This window comes from Rubripirellula reticaptiva, assembly GCF_007860175.1.
In the GTDB taxonomy this organism is placed as follows: domain Bacteria; phylum Planctomycetota; class Planctomycetia; order Pirellulales; family Pirellulaceae; genus Rubripirellula; species Rubripirellula reticaptiva.
In genome coordinates, this window is the sequence record NZ_SJPX01000001.1 from 564843 (window position 1) to 582466 (window position 17624).

The window sequence follows — 17624 nt, forward strand, 5'->3', positions numbered from 1 at the left end:
TCCGTCATGGCAAACGTGCTGAAATCCGATTCGTTCACTGAAAAGTCGGCGGCCGCTCGCAGCGTTTCTGGACTGGCCGGGTTCAATCTGAATGACTTGGCCGACGAAGGAAGGTCGCGTTTGGATCAATGCCGAACCCAGGTTCGTCAAATGATCGACGAAGCGACAAAGCAAGGCGAACAGATCCAAAAAAAAGCCGCAGAGGATGGATACCAAGAAGGCTTGAAGCGTGCCGCGGTCGACGCTGAAACAAAACTTCAAAACGCAGCCGAGCTGCGGGCGAAAGAAGCCGTCCAAGTGCTCAGCCAAGCCGTTCAACAGATGCACCAAGAATACGAAAGCTGGATGCAGCAGTACAGCCAAACACTCAACAGCATCGCCCTAGCGGCTGCCCAGCGAATCGTCCGCAAAAAACTAGACAATGAACCGGAGATCCTGGTCAGGTGGGCCGAAGAGGCTTTGACCAGTACACGCTCGGCGACTCGTTTGACACTTGCGGTTCACCCTGAAACGATCGCCCAACTCGGCGAAGCGCTCGACCTGATGCTGGTTTCACCGGGACTGCCTGAACAAACTCATGTCGAACCCGACGAAACACTACCTCGAGATTCCGTGGTGGTGCGTCAACTTGGTGGTGACATCGATGCCGGCCTCGAAATGCAACTGAAACGGTTGGAGACGATGCTGTCATGACCTCTTCCATGCTGCCAAAATTCAAACTGAAACTACCATCACTGCCTGATCGGGACTCGACATCCGAGATGATTGCCAAGGCGATGGTTCATGAAGTCCGCGGCCGAGTCGCGGCGGTGATCGGCGAAACATTGGAAATCGAAGGCATGACCGCACCCATCGGTGCGATTTGCGAATTAACGATGACCGACGGCACAACGTTGCGAGGCCGAGTGATCGGATTTCGTGGCGTGCGACCGGTTCTGGCTCCGATGGAACGCCTGTCCGCGGTTTCGGCTGGGGACCCCGTCCGCCTGATTGATCGATCGGCAAAACTTCGCGTCGGCCCGTCATTGTGCGGGCGAGTGATTGACGCGTTTGGTGATCCCATCGACGGACGTCCATTGCCACCCGATTTGGTGGCCGTCGACGCCGATCGCAGTCCACCGGATTCGTTAGACCGACCGCCAATCGATACGATTCTGCAGACCGGTGTTCGCGTGATCGACACGATGCTGACTTGTGGGCAAGGACAACGTATCGGAATTTTTGCCGGTTCGGGCGTTGGAAAAAGCACGCTGCTCGGGATGTTGGCCCGCGGTAGCAAAGCCGACAAAATCGTGATCGGCATGATTGGCGAGCGGGGTCGTGAAGTCCAAGAATTCATCAACCGCAGTTTGGGCGAAGCCGGTTTAGCGCGCAGCGTCGTGGTGGTTGCAACTAGCGATCGGCCGGCGGCGCAGCGCGTCTCGGCAGCATGGACCGCGACCGCGATTGCCGAAGCGTTTCGCGACAAAGGCGAGAACGTCTTGCTACTGCTCGACTCGGTCACTCGATTCGCAATGGCCCAGCGAGAACTCGGCTTAGCCGCGGGCGAACCGCCGACGACCCGAGGATACCCGCCGAGCGTTTTTAACATGTTGCCTCGACTAGTCGAACGGACCGGACGCACGACCAAGGGATCAATCACCGCGTTTTATACCGTGTTGGTCGAAGGCGACGACAACAACGAACCGATCGCCGACACACTGCGTGGATTGTTGGATGGCCACATCATGCTAAGCCGAGCTTTGACGGCCCAAGCACAATGGCCGCCAATCGATGTACTTGAAAGTCTAAGCCGTCTGCAAGCGCACCTGATCGATGCTGATATGTCGGCTACCGTTTCGGCAGCTCGGCGTCACTTGGCGGTCTATCGGCAAAACGCTGACTTGATCTCGATTGGTGCTTACCGATCGGGAAGTGACCATAACATCGACGCCGCGATTGCGATGCGCGAACCGTTGAAGATGTTGCTAACCCAACAAGCTGATGAAATTGCACCTCTAGATCAATCCCAACGTCAACTGACACAGTTGATGCAAATGCCGATCGGTGCATTGAACGCCGCGATGGCTGGCCAAAACATCGCAAACAAAAATCCCTCGTCGGCAACTGCCCCGGCGCCGACGGCTCAAACAACCGGCGGCCAGACACCCGGATCACCAGCGTCTGAATCACAAACACCTAGACCGGTTCAGCCAAGGACTCCTTCGCAAACGGCCAAAGACCAACGGATCCTGAGCTAAACTTCATTGACAGCGCGGTCGTGTTGTCTCACCAGCAGGTGATGAAAGCAATCTCTTCTTCAAAGATTTCCGTCAAACGTTTTCGATCTTAAAACCATGGCATTCAATTTTCGCTTTCAATCGATCCTCGATCTGCGTTGTCGGCAACGCGACGAAGCCGGTGCGGCGGTTGGACAGGCGAATCAAGCAATTGCACGAATCGACGAACAAACCGAACAAGTCGAGGCGCAGCGATTGGAACTGCGAACCCAAAACAATCCCAATCGTATTGGTCATGTTTCGGTCGAAGGACTTTTGTCGGTCGGACGTTATGAAATGCAACTCCAAGCTGACCTTGCTCAGCTTGCCGCTACGCGAGCCGAGTTGGTTCGTGAACTCGATCGACGTCAGTTAGCCCTGATCGAAGCCGAAGCCGAGGTCAAGCGATTTGAAAAGCTAAGCTCGAATGAGCGAGTGTCTCATCAAACCAAAATGAACGTTCGCGAACAGGCTGACGCGGACGAACGAAGCACCCAAGCCTACATCCTTGCTCGACGGGTACCGAACTCATGATGTCAAAACTAGCCAAAGCCTTTGTTGGATTCAGTGTCGCGACGATCATTACCCAAATGATTTTGTTCGCATACATCGCATCCCGTGGTCACATGAACGGCGACACCTTCACGAAAGTGATTGCCCTGGCCAACGGGATCGACATCTCGGGAAATCGGTTGCAACAGATTCTCAAGCAAAGTGAAGATCGCGAACAACCGGACTTTGACGAAATTCTCGAGGCACGCAAACTGCAAGGCTATGACAGCGAAGTTCGGATCAAGAGCCAATTGGCATTCCGTGACGAGGTCAGTACCGAACTGGCTGCGTTGAAAACCGAACGGAACCGTTTTGACGAGCGACTGACATCGTTTCGTCGCGAACTTGAGGAAATCCAGCAAGGAGCTCAACAAAAAGGGCTCCAGGATGTCCAACGTACGCTTCAGACACTTGATCCGGCTCAGGCAAAAGAGCAGCTTCTGATCATGTATGACGATGAAAGAATTGATAACGTCGTAACAATCATTCAAGCCATGTCCTCAGAAAAACGAAAAGACATACTGGCAGAGTTTGTCGGTAACGGTGACAAAGACAAGCTCGCCGATATTCTTCGCCGCATCGGTGACGGAGAACCAACCACATCGTTGATTGATAAGACTGCCGAGGGCATCTAGTCACGACCATCGATCATGTGGCGTTATTCACGGAGTCCTGGGGGGGAAGCCGACATGAGCGAGTTAGAGTCCAAGCGTGCGTCGCTATCGACGGCACAGCCGATTTCGACGGCTGCGCTACAAAAATTGAAATCCATTTCCGGCAATGGATCCGTTTTTGCTTCGGCCGACGGCCTCGTCGATGCTTTCTCGGAGGTGTTCGCTCGCATGGCCGCTGCGACGCCGCAAGCCACCCCGTCCGCCTCGCAGTCATCAACCGATAGCGCAGCGGCGTCGGATTCGAAATCAACTTCCGACGCCGAGTCAAACAACGTCGAGAACGTTGAAAACGATTCCGATTCAGCCGATGCCCCCGTTGAGGTTGTGGCAGCCAATCAAGGTTCCGAGTCTCTGTTCGAGACCGTTCAAACCAATGTCGACCGGCCAAATTCGGATCAGGGCCAATCGAACGGCGAAGAAGAAACCAGCGACGACCTTTCAGATTCCGTTGCAATTGCCGCTGCGGTCGGCGCAAACCAAGAAGCCGTGAAACCCAACAACGATCCATCGATCGGATCGGAAACCGAACCTCAATCGGCCGATGACCAGAACATTTTGCACCCACAAAAGTTAGAGAAAACGGGCAAGCCATCGGACAACACCGGAGATGTCGCGCCTCCAATCGACTCCGTTGGCGATGACAATCCAGCAGCCCCCCGCACCGAACCGGGGGTAACGAGCGAACAGACCTCAACAGAAATGATGGTTGGCGGAACCACTGACGTCGAAGCAGACACGGGTGATTCACCACGCCACCAGCGAAAAGGTCACCGCGACAACCAACACGCCACCGACCCATCGGCCAAGGTAAACTCGAACGTTCAAACCGACGAACAAATCGGAAAAAACACAGGATCCATTGCGATCCCGGAATCGATTTTGGCCGAATCAGCAGCCGCTAATGTGATCGGCGGCACGACGGAATCACAATCTGAAAAACTGCTGCAGTCGATCCAGCAAACCGTCACGGCGGCTGCCGCTGCGACCGCGACTCCCAATGCCACGACCGCCAACGGCACAGTGCCTGCGGTTCGCGGTGGCGGTTCCACTGATGCTTCGGCGACGTTCCGTGTGGATTCGATGACTGCGCCGGCCGGTGCAAAAGCGGAAGCCGCCGCGAAGTCCAAAGCTGCAGCGTCGAGCGAGTCTTCCAACACGGATATTCTGACTCGCATCAAATTGATCCAGCGCGTTAGCAAAGCATTCCAGCACTTAGGTCCTGAGGGGGGTGTCGTCCGCTTGCGACTGGCCCCCGCTGAACTCGGCACGGTGAGAGTTGAAATGCGAATTCAACAAAAGAAAGTCGAAGCCCGTGTGGTCACCAATACTGAAGCCGCTAGCGCAGCGCTGAAAGAACACTTGCCGGAACTTCGGGCTCGGTTGGAATCGTTCGGCATGAGCGTAGAAAGCATCGAAGTTGAAACCGACACGTCGTTTGACCAGAACGATTCATCGGCATTCACCGATCAAGAATCGTCTTGGGGCCAACAACCTCGCCGATCACCCGATCGTCCGCAGCGACCATCAAGAGTTTCACCGACCGTTTCACAGCCTGTGTCGGCACCTGTCGCAGTCGGCACGGCGATTTCTGGTGGCGTCGACGTTCGACTGTGATGACTTGATTGGTCTCGCGTTGAAAGCGGATCGCGGCTTAAAAGACACTCAGGCGTTTGCCTTTTGAGATTCATTACTCTCGCATTCATGTCGGTCTTCAAATGTCACAAATCGGACAAACGAGCGCTGCAGCCTTTACGGCATCTGAAACCGCATCCCAAGCATCGGCGCAAGCTGACCCCTACGGCGACGTTGATTTCATGAAGTTGCTGATCAACGAAATGCAGAACCAGGATCCGCTAGACCCGATGAAAAACAGCGAAATGGTTCAGCAGATCAGCCAAATTCGCGAAATTGGTGCGACAGACGCTTTAACATCAACACTGGGCAACTTGGCGTCGAGCCAAGAACTGGTGACCGCTAGTTCACTGATCGGACAGAGCGTTACGGGCCTCGCCGACGATGCTTCGCCTGTCGACGGGTTGGTCGATCGCATCACTGTCGAAACAGACTCAGAAAACGAATCACGATTGATCAAAGTACACGTGGGTGGAAAGACGATGAGCATTAAGAACATCCGAGAAATTCAGCCTGGGTAAACTGTAATGTTTGCCATCGCAGCGTCTCTCGGTTGAAACGATCAATACGTCAACGGGGAGACCGAAGTCGATGGGACTGACATCAGCACTGACCACTGCGCTAACCGGACTTGCGGCCGCAGAAACTCAGATCGACGTGATCGGCAATAATCTCGCCAACTCGCAAACGGTCGGGTTCAAGTCTTCGGACGTTGTGTTTGCGACGCAGTTCCTACAAACGCTGTCACTTGGTGCCGGTCCGACCGCCAACAACGGCGGTACCAACCCGCGCCAGGTCGGATTGGGTGTTCAGGTCGCTGAGATCGCGGCTAATCACAACCAAGGCACGATTGAAATCAGCAGCAGTTCGTCGGACTTGGCGATCCAAGGTGACGGATTCTTTGTCGTCGAAGGTGCCGACGGCGAGCGATTGTATACACGGAACGGCATCTTCAAACTCAACAGCGACGCCGAACTGGTCAACAGCACTGGGCAACGCTTGCTTGGCTATGGAATCGACGATCAGTTTCGACTGCAGGAAACCGAACTGGTGCCGTTGTCGGTTCCGCTTGGTACCGAGAGCGTCGCCAAAGCGACCGAGAACGTTACCTTCGAAGGGACGCTGACACCCGAAGGCGATCTCGCGGACGTTTCAGAAGTGATTCAATCGATCAAGCTCGGCGACGACAGCACACCCCGCCCCGATGCATCCGAGACACTCATTGGCGTGTCACCCTTGTCCGACCCTGCGGGGATCACCGTGGGCACCGGAGGCGTGGGGACGCTTGCGGCGGGGACGTATCAGTATCGTGTTGCATTGGTCGATTCGTCTGGCAATGAATCCACGATCAGCGCATCAATTTCTGCGACTGTAGGAACCGGCGGCGCGGTGTCGCTCGACGACCTTCCCGCCGAATCGACCGGCGATTTTCCGACCGTCAATATTTACAGGACTGGGCCGAACGGCAGTGACTTTTTCCTGCTCGATTCTGCCGCCGCCGGCGGATCTTTCACAGACAACGGATCATCGCCCCTTTCGGCCACAGCGGTCAATGACGCCACGTTGACGGGCAACTACACGTACATGGTCACGTACAGCCGACCAGGCGAAAAAGAAAGTCGCCCCAGCCCGCTGCTTGGTCCTCAGAACGTCGTGAACGGCCGAGTCACTCTGTCCAATTTTCCGACGCCACCGACACCTGAAACGGGCGACTCGTTTCCAGCCTACACCGAAGTGAAAATCTATCGGAACTTGGCCGGTGACCAAAACAACTTTTACTTGGTGGATACCGTCGATCCCGGTACCGTCTACACCGACAGCAAATCGGACGCCGACATCGCCGACTTGACGAACCCAGCCAACAAGCTGGTCGACCTCAATGGCCCCACGATCAACAGCAGCACGTTGTTGACGGGCGTGCTAAAGCGGGATGGCTTTACCTACCAGAACGCTTTCCAGCTCGGCACGATGACCTATTCGGGTCGCAAGGGCGGACGGGCTTTGGGCGCGCAAACCTTTGAGATCACCGAAACGTCAACGGTCCAAGACTTCATCGAATTCGTCGAAGCCGCATCAGGTATCCAAAGCTTGCAAGTCGATTCGCAGAACCCAATTCTGGCATCGAAGAATCTGATCGCCGGCGAAAGCGGTACGCTGAATCCCGGTGGTTACATTCAAGACGGGGCGCTTCGATTCGTTAGCAACACCGGTGAACTCAATGCATTGGAAATCGACCTAGCCGCGTTTCAAATTCGCACGACCGACGGCAGCGTCGTGACGCCAAACCTGGGCTTCGGAACCGCTCAGGAAGCCGTCGGACAAAGCGCAGCTAGCGACTTCATTGTCTATGACTCGCTTGGTGTACCGATCAATGTCCGCGTCACCGTAGCACTTGAATCTCGCACCAACGAACAAACCATCTATCGATGGTACGCCGACAGCCCGCAAAACAATGCGTCAGGTCTTGAAGACGGTGTTTCTGTGGGAACGGGACTCTTGTATTTTGACGGTAACGGCAGCTTCGTCACTTCTACCAACAACACGATCGCAATTGGTCGCGATGAAATCCCCAGCCTTTCGCCTTTGCAATTCGACCTCGACTTTGACCTAGTGTCCGGCTTGGCAACCCAAGAAGCGTCGCTCGCAGCAACACGGCAAGATGGTAGCGAACCCGGTGTGCTGAACAGTTTTGTGGTGGGTGAAGACGGGAACATTCGAGGCGTTTTCAGCAACGGTATCACACGAGACCTCGGCCAACTTCAACTGGCTCGGTTTGCCAACCCTGTTGGTCTGGAAGCACGCGGTTTGAACCTGTACGCCAAGGGCGTCAACACGGGTCTGCCCGTACAAGGTTCGCCCGGCGAAAATGGCATCGGTAGCGTTATCGGTGGTGCACTCGAACTGTCCAATACTGACATCGGTAAAGACCTGATCGAGTTGGTACTAGCCAGTACCCAGTACCGCGGAAACAGCCGAGTGATTACCACCAGCCAGCAGTTGCTCGACGAACTGCTGAACCTGCGTCGATAGCCGCTGACAGACTAACCGCCGCCGGCAAATCGGCCCGACTCATGGCAGCGTTTCGCCGAGTCTGCCCGTAACCATCTCATGCCAATACGACATCATCCGACGCGATGGTTTTTGCGCTGAGATGATAGAGATCTTATGTCCAGGAACTATCCTGAACGACGCAGCCCTTGATCTTATAAAAAGGGGCCTGTTGAATGAAACCGAAGTGGGCTATGCACCAAATCCTGGTTTGGGCAAACTCACCGAGAATCTTCATGCGTTTAAGCAGCAATGCCATCGCCCATGCTTGACTTGCTGCGCTCTATCAACCCTTCGTTTCTCCCTCGACGGCCCGAGTTTTCGCGATGTCCAAAGCCCCCAAAACTGCGATCCAGCCCACCCGCAGCGAAAACTATCCCGAGTGGTATCAACAGGTCATCAAAGCCTCTGACCTCGCAGAAACATCGCCGGTTCGCGGTTGCATGGTGATCAAGCCCTGGGGTTATCGGCTTTGGGAAAACATGCAGCGAGCCCTTGATGACATGTTTAAGGCAACCGGGCACCAGAACGCCTACTTCCCGTTGCTGATCCCGATGAGCTTCTTAGAAAAGGAAGCCGAACACGTCGAGGGATTCGCTAAAGAGTGTGCCGTTGTCACTCACCACCGACTCGAACCTGACCCAGCGGGTGGACTTCGCCCGGCTGGCAAGTTGGACGAACCGCTGATCATTCGACCAACTAGCGAAACGATTATCGGCGCGACGTACGCCAAGTGGGTTCAAAGCTATCGCGACCTACCGATCCTGATCAATCAGTGGGCCAACGTGTTTCGCTGGGAAATGCGAACTCGCATGTTCTTGCGAACCGCCGAGTTCCTGTGGCAAGAAGGACACACCGTTCACGCCACCGCTGACGAAGCCATCGAAGAAACCCAGCGAATGGTCGATGTCTACAAGGACTTTGCCGAAAACTGGATGGCAATGCCAGTTGTGGTCGGTTCCAAGACGCCCCACGAGCGATTCCCGGGCGCTGTCGAAACGCTATCGATCGAAGCGATGATGCAGGACCACAAAGCTCTACAGGCTGGCACCAGCCACTTCCTCGGCCAAAACTTTGCCAAAGCCCAAGACATCTCGTTCCAAGCCGAAAACGGCGATCGTGAATTTGCTTGGACGACGTCATGGGGCGTGTCGACTCGTTTGATCGGCGCCCTGATCATGACCCACAGCGATGATGACGGCTTTGTGTTGCCGCCGCGTTTAGCACCCGCCCAAATCGTGATCCTGCCGATCTATCGTGACGATGAACAACGCGCCGAAGTCTTGGCGTACGTCGAATCGCTGAAAACCGAGCTGGCGTCGCAAACTTATGCGGGCGCACCGGTCCGCGTCGAGATCGACGACCGCGATGTGCGGGGCGGCGAAAAGAAATGGCACCATGTCAAACGAGGCGTTCCGATTCGTTTGGAAGTCGGACCAAAAGACATGGCAAACGATTCGGTCTTCTTTGCCCGTCGTGATCAACCCAAAGCCGTGGGCATCGAACGTGCCACGTTGGTGTCAACGATCGGCGACATCTTGGCCGAAATGCAACAAGCGTTGTTCGATGCAGCACTGAAGATGCAAAAGGACAACTCGCGCGTGATCACAAGCGAAGCGGACTTCCGCGCGTTCTTCAAATCGGACGACGAAGACGCGATCGATGGCGGTTTCGCATACTGCCACTTCGCCAGCGAAGACGAAGTCGAACCGCTGCTAAAAGAACTGAAGGTCACAATCCGCTGCGTTCCACGCGACGGCAATACCGTTCCGGGAACCTGTTTCTTGACAGGCAAACCAGCCGAAAAGCAAGCGATCTTCGCAAAGGCTTATTGATCGGCTGGGTCGTGAAGCAGCCGACTAGCGATTAAGCACGCGACCTTTGATGTCCCTTAGCAGCGACTTGATCGCAAGCGCCGGTTGGTAACCCGTTCGGTGCGCAACGATCTTGCCCTGTGGTACGCCAATCAACGTTGTCGGATAAGTCGTGACCTTGATGCGGTCAAGCGTCGCTGAATTCTCTTGCTGAGATAGTTGAATTGCGACAAAGCCGTTTGCCAGATCTTGCTGCACGTCTTGGTCACACCATGTGTCACGCTTCATTGCATCGCAATACGTGCAGCGTTCGGTTGTGATGTAGATCACCATCGGAACATTGCGGCGACGTGATTCTTCCCACCCGGATTCCAACGATCTGTGCCAACTGACCAACGGCGGTGCAGCCGTCGATTGCTGGAACGACGGATCACCGATCCGAGGCATTTCAGCCGACAACGGGGCCTGTCCTCGACAGACCGCCAAGATTCCCAATCCCACCAATACCATGATTCGTTTCACGGCGTTTCTCCGGCAAGCGCATTACAAGTTTCGCAACCCAATGACTTCACCTTTGTGAAGCAAGGGCAGCAAGCTAGGCACTAGGCCATACCGAATCAAGCGCCCCCACAGGACTAGTGAACACAAAGCCACATTCCCCGATTGAGGCAACCTAAGGTCAATGCCCACGCTGATAGATAGCAGTTAATAGCGATTCAGTGTCCTTAAACTTCTTGCCGCTCGCGATCGTGTCATCAATCAACTTGCGGGCATCCGACTCGCTGTGCCCGAGCGAAATCAACGCATCAAACGTTTCTGCGGTGATTTGCGAGCCACCTTCGATCGCTTCGCCCGCCGCATCGCGATCAACCATCAGGGCAAAGCGGGGCATTTTCCGCCGTAGCTTGGCAATGATCCGCTCGCTCGTCGCAGGCCCCACGCCTGGCAAAGCTGACAATTGTTTTGCGTCTTGCTGCTCAATAATGGTGGCCAATTCTTTGACCGGACGGACCATTGCACGCAGTGCTTTCTTGACACCGACACCGTCGACGCTGCAGAACAAGTCAAAGAATTGACGTTCGGGTTCGGTCAAAAAACCGATCAGCCGCGGCGTCATGCGACCACCTTGCAGACCGCCTTCGATGTAGTCGAGCGTAAAGAAACGGACGTCCTCGCCAACCTTGTTTTGCAGTTGCCGCCGTGTGTAATCGGCAACCAACACTTCGTATTCGAATGGCTTCGCCTCAATCGCAACAGACGTTTCGCCGACACGATTTAGCTTTCCAGAAATGGCAATGATCAAGGTATCGTTCCTAGGTGGTTTCGATGCTCGTTGAACGCGACAGCCGAAGACAACGACTAACGTTTTGATTCACAAGACAACTGCGTGGTGATTCACATGCTGGTCAGTTTTTCCATCATCGAACCTTGTCCGAGATGGTGGCCGCAAATGGCAATCGCCAGCGCGTCGGCGACGTCCGGCGGCTCAGGAACAGTCGCTAATTGCAAGTGAGCTTTGACCGCCAACTGCATTTGCGACTTTGAGGCGCGTCCGTTGCCGGTCATCACCTTCTTCACTCGCGTCGGTTCGAAGTGTGCGACTTCAATCCCACACTTTGCCGCCGCCAAACAGATCACGCCACGGGCATGCCCCATCAAGATCGCTGTTCGAGGACGCTCGTAATGTGAAAACAATTGCTCTAGCGCCATCGTTGTCGGATGGTGCATTTCAATCACTTCCAACACCCCCGAATAGATCTCGTCGAGACGCGATTCGATACTCGCCTTGGCCTTGCTGCGCACGATGCCGGCTTCGATCAACCGCGGCTTCATACCATCAAATTCGATCACCCCATAACCGGTCGTGTTCAATCCAGGGTCGATCCCCAAGATTCGACGCTGCGGTTTGGCGGCGTCACGGCTCACGAAGCTCGTTCCCAGCTCGTGCCTTCTTTCTTGTCCAGCAATGCCACCCCCAACGAAGCCAAGCGGTCGCGAATGGCGTCGCCGGCCGCATAGTCTTTGCGTTCACGAGCCTCTTTGCGAAGCTCAATCAGCAATCGAACCACGTCGTCCAACAGTTGTGTGTCGGCTTCGTTGCCACCACCGGCTGCGATCGGCGGTTTGGCAAACAGGCCTAATGTGCCCGCTAATTCACGAATCACGGTCACCGCTTGCACAAGCGACAGAGTCGCCGCACCACAGGGGTCTGACTTTTCAGTCAGTTTGTTTGCGTCGATGTGCCGGTTCAAAATCCGCAGCGCATCGAACAGCGCACTAATCGCTGCACCGGTGTTGAAGTCGTCGTCCATGCCCGCCAAAAACTTTTCGCGGATGCCATGGATCTCGGTCAATAGCGAATCACCGGCCGGGTCGAAGTTACCGGCTGCGCGTGTCGACGCGGGCTTAAGTTCATAGAACGAAACGTCCTTGATTGCTGATGTGATTTCGTCAAAGCGAGCAAAGAACCGATAAAACGCTTCCAACGAAGTGCCCGCTTCTTCCAGACCGTCTTCGCCGTAGACGATCGTTGAACGGTAGTGTGTGCGAAGCAAGAAAAAGCGGATGCGTTCGCCCGTGTGATGACGAATCAACGTGGACAAACCGCCGGCGCCTTTGCTGCGACTGATCTTTCCGGCGGCGGCTTCTTCGGCAGATTCCTCGGCCTGGTTTTCGCGGTCGCTCTTGCCGCCAACTTTGCCCTTCTCGCCCGCTCGCATCAGCCCGTTGTGCATCCAATACTTCACCATCGGCGCACCGTGACAGCAACTGCTTTGGGCGCGTTCGTTTTCATGGTGGGGGAACATCAAGTCCAACCCGCCACCGTGAATGTCAAACGTGTCGCCAAGGATTTCGTGGCTCATGGCCGAGCATTCGATGTGCCAGCCCGGGCGACCCCGTCCCCACGGGCTGTCCCACGCCACTTCGTCTTCGCTTTTCGCGGATTTCCAAAGTGCAAAGTCACCAGGCGAACGTTTCTTGGCCGCCGCACCGCCGCCCTCGCCCTGCTGAGCGTCGACCGATCGGTTAGACAGTTGCCCGTAATTGGGGTCCTTCATCACATCGAAGAACACGTCGCCATCAACGGCATAGGCGTGATCTTTCTGTTCCAGCGTTTGAATGAAGCTGATGATCTGCGGCATGTGATCGGTCGCCCGTGGCAGGTAATCGATCTGGTTGACGCCCAATTCCTTCAAATTCGACAAGTAATCCGCCGTCATTTCGACCGCGATCTGGCTCATCGGAATACCGCGTTCCTTACTCTTGTTGATCAACTTGTCGTCAACGTCCGTGATATTGACCACCAGCGTTACTTCGTACCCACAGTACGTCAGATAGCGTTTGACAGTGTCAAAAATGACCGGCCCAACCATGTGACCGATATGCGATTCGGCGTAGACCGTCGGACCGCACAGATAGATGCCAACCTTGGGGGCCCGCAGCGGAATGAAGGGCTCTTTGGTCTTCGACAGCGTGTTGTAGACACGAATTTCAGGCTTATTGGTGCTAGCGGCAGGCATTTTGGTTGGGGCTGCGGATGCAGTGCTCATGGGTGACGGTCGCGGCAAGATGACATCAGGAGGGTCAAACCGCGGATTATAGGGAACTTGTCCCGATCGGTAGAGACCGTTTTTTCAAGACCATCGGTTCGCAGATTCCTCTTAAAACGTGCTCTCAAGTCCCGTAAACTTGAATTAGCAAAGCAGCTAAAGCACCATGAATCAACCAAAACAAGCCTGGTTCAGGAGTCTGATGGAGCGGACGGTCGCCGCTATGGGCTTCCCAGCCATGACCGCGTAATGAGTGAGTTTGACGCTGGTAAAACGCGCCACTCAATCAGCTCGCCCGGCGGCACAACAGCACGACCACTCGGGCGGCGATCGCAGCTGAGCTGCCGATGTCGCCGATGCCTTCGCCGGTCTTGGCTTTGATGCCAATTTGATCGATCGCGATGTCCATTGCCTGGGCAAGTTGCGTTCGCATCGTGTCGATGTGGGGTGCCATCTTCGGACGCTCGGCCAGGATGACGCAGTCCAGATTGACGATTTCCATCCCTCGGCGGTGAACTCGATGAATCGCTTCGGTCAAAAAATCGATGCTGTCGCGGCCACGGTTCTCGGGATCGTCGTCGGGAAATAGTCGACCGATATCCTGTTCGGCGATTGCACCGAGCAACGAGTCCGTAATCGCATGCATCAGCACATCGGCATCGCTATGCCCGATCGCGTGAACTTCGGCCGGTATGTCGATTCCGCCAATGCGAAGCGGGCCACCATTGCCGAGTCGATGTGAATCGTAGCCCAAGCCGATGCGGAGCGATGAATAGGTGTCGGGATTCAGGGTCAGTCATCCGGTTGGAGCAACGAAGTTGGAGCAAAGAAACAGTGCCGTCCGTTCCCAAAGTCTAACATTCCCCCTAAGTTTGCGTAACAAAGCGTGCGTTTTTGATTCGTCTTTTCAAACCTGACGCCTGACACCTGAAACCTGACGCCTACCTCGCCATGTCCATCATCGAAGTCCGAAATCTGACCAAGTCGTACAGCGTCTTCAAGAAGAAAGAAGGCCTTGGCGGCAGCATCAAGGGGCTTTTCCAACGCGAATACAAGGAAGTCGAAGCCGTCAAAGGAATCGACTTGAACGTCGAACAAGGCGAGTTTGTTGCCTTCTTGGGCCCCAATGGCGCCGGCAAGACAACGACTCTGAAATTGCTGTCGGGTGTCATCAATCCCACCTCGGGATCCGCGACGGTGATGGGTTTTGTGCCGTGGCAACGAAAGAACGAATACCGTCGCCAGTTCGCGTTGGTGATGGGGCAAAAGAACCAATTGTGGTGGGACTTGCCCGCCAACGAATCCTATCGATTGCACCAACAAATCTATGGCGTCCCGACTGACCAGTTCAATGCGACACTGGACGAACTGACGGATTTGTTGGACGTCCGTCGCTTGCTGGACCAACCGGTACGCGAACTATCGCTCGGCGAGCGGATGAAGATGGAGTTGATCGCGGCACTGCTGCACAGCCCCGAAGTTCTGTTCCTTGACGAGCCTACGATCGGCTTGGACGTGATCGCCCAGCACAACATTCAACAGTTCCTGCGGTTCTATCAAGAGAAACGCAAGATCACGATCCTGTTGACCAGTCATTACATGAAGGACATCGCCGCACTGTGCAAGCGAGTTGTCATCATCGCTGGCGGCCGGATTGAATACGACGGATCGCTGTCAGGCATCATCGACCAATTCAGCGGATTCAAAATCATCACGCTGCAGTTCGCCGAAGGCAACCAACCCGACTTGACCGGTTATGGCGAAGTCTTAGACGAAACTTGGCCAAAGGCAAAAATCCGAATCGCCCGCGCCGATGTTCCGCGAGTACTGGCGAACATCCTGCGAGACAATGCGATCGAGGACGTCGCGGTTGAAGACCTGCCGCTTGAAGACGTCATCGCCAAATTATTTCAAGACGTGGCGGACGTCAGCAAGTAGTCATTCGACTCCAAAATTCTTGACGCGATTTGCTCGACGCGAAACAGCACCAACGTCAAATCCGATTTCAACCAATATCGCCGCCCAACAGTGCCTCGCCGGGCGCGCGGATATCGGTATTGGGTAGCCCACCGGGGAACTCTTCTTTGATTGATGCGATCGCCGTGACCGCGATTTCGATGTGTTGTTTTTTGCTGTCGTGGTAAAACGCTTTCGCTTCACCGGGCAATTTTGGCTGACCATGCAGCGGCTTGTCCGACACGCACAACAACGTCGCACTGGGGATGCGATAACGAAAACCGTTGGCCGCAACGGTGGCTGATTCCATGTCGACGGCAATGGAACGACTCACTCGCAAGTGCTCCATCGTCCTGCGCAGCGTCAGTTCCCAGTTCCGATCGTCTGTCGTGTAAACCGTACCAATTCGATACGGCAAACCCGAATCATCCAACACCGACGCCAAAGCTCGGTTGAGCTGAAAGCTAGGCATGATCGGCACCGACGGCGGCAGCAGTTCATCCAGAATGTGATCGCCGCGCATGTAGCCCGACGCTAATACAAAATCGCCAACCTCTTGGTGATTGCGGACGCCGGCACAGTGGCCGACCATCAGCATCGCGTCGGGACGCAGCACCGCCAAATGGTCCGTCAAGTTCTTTGCATTCGACGGACCAACGCCGATATTGACAATGCTGATACCAAGATTGTCAGCTTCGACATGGTGCAGTGTCGGCATTTGAACGTCGACGCGGGCAGACGATACGGCCCCAGGAAACCGCTCGGCAAATGCTTCCATGTGCATTTGATAGTTGGTTAACAAGACGTAACGCTGAAAATCTTCGGCCCGTGTTCCGGTGTAATGTTCAAGTCGCGCGATCGACAACTCGGACCGTTCGGGACCGAACAGAAAGACCTTTTTTCGAGTCAAGTCGAAATCAGTTTCGTCAAGCAAATCCAACAGGGTCGGCGAACTCAGGTCGACGCGTTTGCGAGACTCGGTAATCGTGATCTCAGCACCACGGCGAGCAAGCTTGAACAATTCGCGGCGCAGGTACCATCGATACGCACTGGGCCGGGCGATCTTTCCGGACAAGGTCGGGTTGTGCTTGGACCAATGACGGAACACGGTGACCTTCGAGTAAAAACCGTTATCAAACGTTTTTTCCATCCGCTGACACGCCAAGTCAATTTGGGCTATCAGGTCAACATCCGTACGCGTCGAATCAATTTTCAAAGGTGTGTCCATGGCCGCATTGTGGCGGATCGGCTAAGGTCTGAAAACAGTAGAACCGTTTCACGTTTTCCGGGTTGGTCGATTGGTGATGAAGTTAATTTCTTGGAACGTCAACGGCATTCGCGCCGCGATGGACAAAGGGTTTCGCCAGTACGTGGAAACGGACCAGCCCGATGTCGTGTGCTTGCAAGAAGTGAAGGCCCAACGGGAACAAGTTGATCTTGGTTGGGCCGATGACTTGGGTTACTACCAGATCTGGAACCCTGCGCAGAAAAAGGGTTACAGCGGCACATCGATTTGGTGCAAAACCAAACCCAAAAAGGAAGTCCTTGGCATCGGCATTGACGACCATGACACCGAAGGCCGAGTGATCACGGCGACGTTTGAGGATTTCCATCTCGTGACCGTCTACACGCCCAACGCTCAACGCGGATTGGCGCGGTTGGATTATCGCCAGCAGTGGGACGCTGATTTTTTAAGCTATGTGCAAAATCTAAATCGACGAAAGCCTGTGATCTTTTGTGGCGACGTCAACTGCGCCCATCAAGAGATCGATTTAGCCAACCCCAAAGCGAATCGCAAGAACGCGGGTTTCTCGGACGAAGAACGGCAGGGCTTGGACCGAATCGTCGAGGCCGGATTTGTAGACTCGTTCCGCCACTTTGACTCCAGCCCAGGCCAGTACAGTTGGTGGACCTATCGCAGCGGCGCCCGCGAGCGGAACATTGGATGGCGACTGGATTATTTCTGGGTCGCCAAGAAACTGATGCCGCGCGTCACCGGCGCAACGATCCGCCAAGACATCCACGGATCGGACCACTGCCCCGTGGAATTGACCATCGGCGATGCGACGGTATCTGCCTAGAAACGCTGTCTTTTGGTGCTTTGCCGCGGCAGCTTTGCCAGACAATCTTGTTGGCCAG

General features: G+C 55.1%; 16 protein-coding genes. 10 read left to right on the forward strand and 6 right to left on the reverse strand.

The genetic code is table 11. From position 1 onward, the window contains the following. The first annotated feature begins 6 nt into the window (after positions 1 to 6). The 8 genes from Poly59_RS02065 to proS all read left to right on the forward strand — a co-directional run bounded on the left by Poly59_RS02065 (position 7) and on the right by proS (position 9999). The gene (locus Poly59_RS02065) at positions 7 to 693 is read left to right on the forward strand and encodes a FliH/SctL family protein (protein ID WP_146532408.1); all 687 of its coding nucleotides are present in this window, start codon (positions 7 to 9) and stop codon (positions 691 to 693) included. Further along, positions 690 to 2240, forward strand: a complete 1551-nt coding sequence (locus tag Poly59_RS02070; protein WP_146532409.1) for a FliI/YscN family ATPase — start codon at positions 690 to 692, stop codon at positions 2238 to 2240. Before Poly59_RS02065 ends, Poly59_RS02070 begins: the two co-directional genes overlap by 4 nt. 96 nt (positions 2241 to 2336) lie before the next feature. Continuing rightward, positions 2337 to 2792 carry a flagellar export protein FliJ gene (gene fliJ, locus Poly59_RS02075; protein WP_146532410.1) on the forward strand — a complete coding sequence of 152 codons (456 nt, stop codon included), beginning with the start codon at positions 2337 to 2339 and terminating at the stop codon, positions 2790 to 2792. After that, positions 2789 to 3445 carry a hypothetical protein gene (locus tag Poly59_RS02080; protein WP_186775964.1) on the forward strand — a complete coding sequence of 219 codons (657 nt, stop codon included), beginning with the start codon at positions 2789 to 2791 and terminating at the stop codon, positions 3443 to 3445. Before fliJ ends, Poly59_RS02080 begins: the two co-directional genes overlap by 4 nt. 54 nt (positions 3446 to 3499) lie before the next feature. After that, positions 3500 to 5098: a flagellar hook-length control protein FliK gene (locus Poly59_RS02085; RefSeq protein WP_186775965.1), complete on the forward strand. Its 1599-nt coding sequence runs from the start codon at positions 3500 to 3502 to the stop codon at positions 5096 to 5098. Positions 5099 to 5199: 101 nt separating this feature from the next. Then, positions 5200 to 5637 (forward strand): flagellar hook assembly protein FlgD, encoded by a 438-nt coding sequence (locus Poly59_RS02090; protein WP_146532412.1) that lies wholly within the window; start codon positions 5200 to 5202, stop codon positions 5635 to 5637. Positions 5638 to 5707: 70 nt separating this feature from the next. Further along, positions 5708 to 8146, forward strand: coding sequence for a flagellar hook-basal body complex protein (locus Poly59_RS02095; protein WP_146532413.1), 2439 nt, complete (start codon positions 5708 to 5710; stop codon positions 8144 to 8146). 344 nt (positions 8147 to 8490) lie between these two features. Further along, positions 8491 to 9999 (forward strand): proline--tRNA ligase, encoded by a 1509-nt coding sequence (gene proS / locus Poly59_RS02100; protein WP_146532414.1) that lies wholly within the window; start codon positions 8491 to 8493, stop codon positions 9997 to 9999. A gap of 24 nt (positions 10000 to 10023) precedes the next feature. On the opposite strand, the gene Poly59_RS02105 is transcribed toward proS, so the two are convergent. The 5 genes from Poly59_RS02105 to ispF form a co-directional block, all read right to left on the reverse strand. Next, on the reverse strand, positions 10024 to 10500 hold the full coding sequence (locus Poly59_RS02105) for a thioredoxin family protein (RefSeq protein WP_246151315.1): 477 nt from the start codon (positions 10498 to 10500) through the stop codon (positions 10024 to 10026). Between the two features lie 157 nt (positions 10501 to 10657). Then, complete coding sequence (gene ruvA, locus Poly59_RS02110) at positions 10658 to 11281, reverse strand: Holliday junction branch migration protein RuvA (protein ID WP_146532415.1); 624 nt, start codon at positions 11279 to 11281, stop codon at positions 10658 to 10660. A 92-nt stretch (positions 11282 to 11373) separates the two neighbouring features. Further along, entirely contained in the window at positions 11374 to 11868 is a 495-nt protein-coding gene (ruvC, locus tag Poly59_RS02115; protein ID WP_146533198.1) for a crossover junction endodeoxyribonuclease RuvC, read from the reverse strand. Between the two features lie 32 nt (positions 11869 to 11900). Then, on the reverse strand, positions 11901 to 13529 hold the full coding sequence (gene cysS, locus Poly59_RS02120) for a cysteine--tRNA ligase (protein WP_146532416.1): 1629 nt from the start codon (positions 13527 to 13529) through the stop codon (positions 11901 to 11903). Between the two features lie 286 nt (positions 13530 to 13815). Further along, positions 13816 to 14283, reverse strand: coding sequence for a 2-C-methyl-D-erythritol 2,4-cyclodiphosphate synthase (gene ispF / locus Poly59_RS02125; RefSeq protein WP_246151316.1), 468 nt, complete (start codon positions 14281 to 14283; stop codon positions 13816 to 13818). A gap of 197 nt (positions 14284 to 14480) precedes the next feature. On the opposite strand from ispF, the gene Poly59_RS02130 reads away from it, so the two are divergent. Then, positions 14481 to 15467, forward strand: coding sequence for an ABC transporter ATP-binding protein (locus Poly59_RS02130; RefSeq protein ID WP_146532418.1), 987 nt, complete (start codon positions 14481 to 14483; stop codon positions 15465 to 15467). Positions 15468 to 15534: 67 nt separating this feature from the next. Here Poly59_RS02130 and Poly59_RS02135 read toward each other — a convergent pair whose 3' ends face one another. Next, on the reverse strand, positions 15535 to 16713 hold the full coding sequence (locus Poly59_RS02135) for a phosphorylase family protein (protein WP_146532419.1): 1179 nt from the start codon (positions 16711 to 16713) through the stop codon (positions 15535 to 15537). A 76-nt stretch (positions 16714 to 16789) separates the two neighbouring features. Between Poly59_RS02135 and Poly59_RS02140 the strand changes: the two genes are divergently transcribed. Further along, complete coding sequence (locus Poly59_RS02140; RefSeq protein WP_186775966.1) at positions 16790 to 17566, forward strand: exodeoxyribonuclease III; 777 nt, start codon at positions 16790 to 16792, stop codon at positions 17564 to 17566. Positions 17567 to 17624 lie beyond the last annotated feature (58 nt).

Coding starts and splice junctions, on each gene's coding strand:
- Poly59_RS02065 (WP_146532408.1), top strand. CDS start 7: ATGGCAAACGTGCTGAAATCCGATTCGTTCACTGAAAAGTCGGCGGCC.
- Poly59_RS02070 (WP_146532409.1), top strand. CDS start 690: ATGACCTCTTCCATGCTGCCAAAATTCAAACTGAAACTACCATCACTG.
- fliJ (WP_146532410.1), top strand. CDS start 2,337: ATGGCATTCAATTTTCGCTTTCAATCGATCCTCGATCTGCGTTGTCGG.
- Poly59_RS02080 (WP_186775964.1), top strand. CDS start 2,789: ATGATGTCAAAACTAGCCAAAGCCTTTGTTGGATTCAGTGTCGCGACG.
- Poly59_RS02085 (WP_186775965.1), top strand. CDS start 3,500: ATGAGCGAGTTAGAGTCCAAGCGTGCGTCGCTATCGACGGCACAGCCG.
- Poly59_RS02090 (WP_146532412.1), top strand. CDS start 5,200: ATGTCACAAATCGGACAAACGAGCGCTGCAGCCTTTACGGCATCTGAA.
- Poly59_RS02095 (WP_146532413.1), top strand. CDS start 5,708: ATGGGACTGACATCAGCACTGACCACTGCGCTAACCGGACTTGCGGCC.
- proS (WP_146532414.1), top strand. CDS start 8,491: ATGTCCAAAGCCCCCAAAACTGCGATCCAGCCCACCCGCAGCGAAAAC.
- cysS (WP_146532416.1), bottom strand. CDS start 13,529: ATGAGCACTGCATCCGCAGCCCCAACCAAAATGCCTGCCGCTAGCACC.
- Poly59_RS02130 (WP_146532418.1), top strand. CDS start 14,481: ATGTCCATCATCGAAGTCCGAAATCTGACCAAGTCGTACAGCGTCTTC.
- Poly59_RS02135 (WP_146532419.1), bottom strand. CDS start 16,713: ATGGACACACCTTTGAAAATTGATTCGACGCGTACGGATGTTGACCTG.
- Poly59_RS02140 (WP_186775966.1), top strand. CDS start 16,790: ATGAAGTTAATTTCTTGGAACGTCAACGGCATTCGCGCCGCGATGGAC.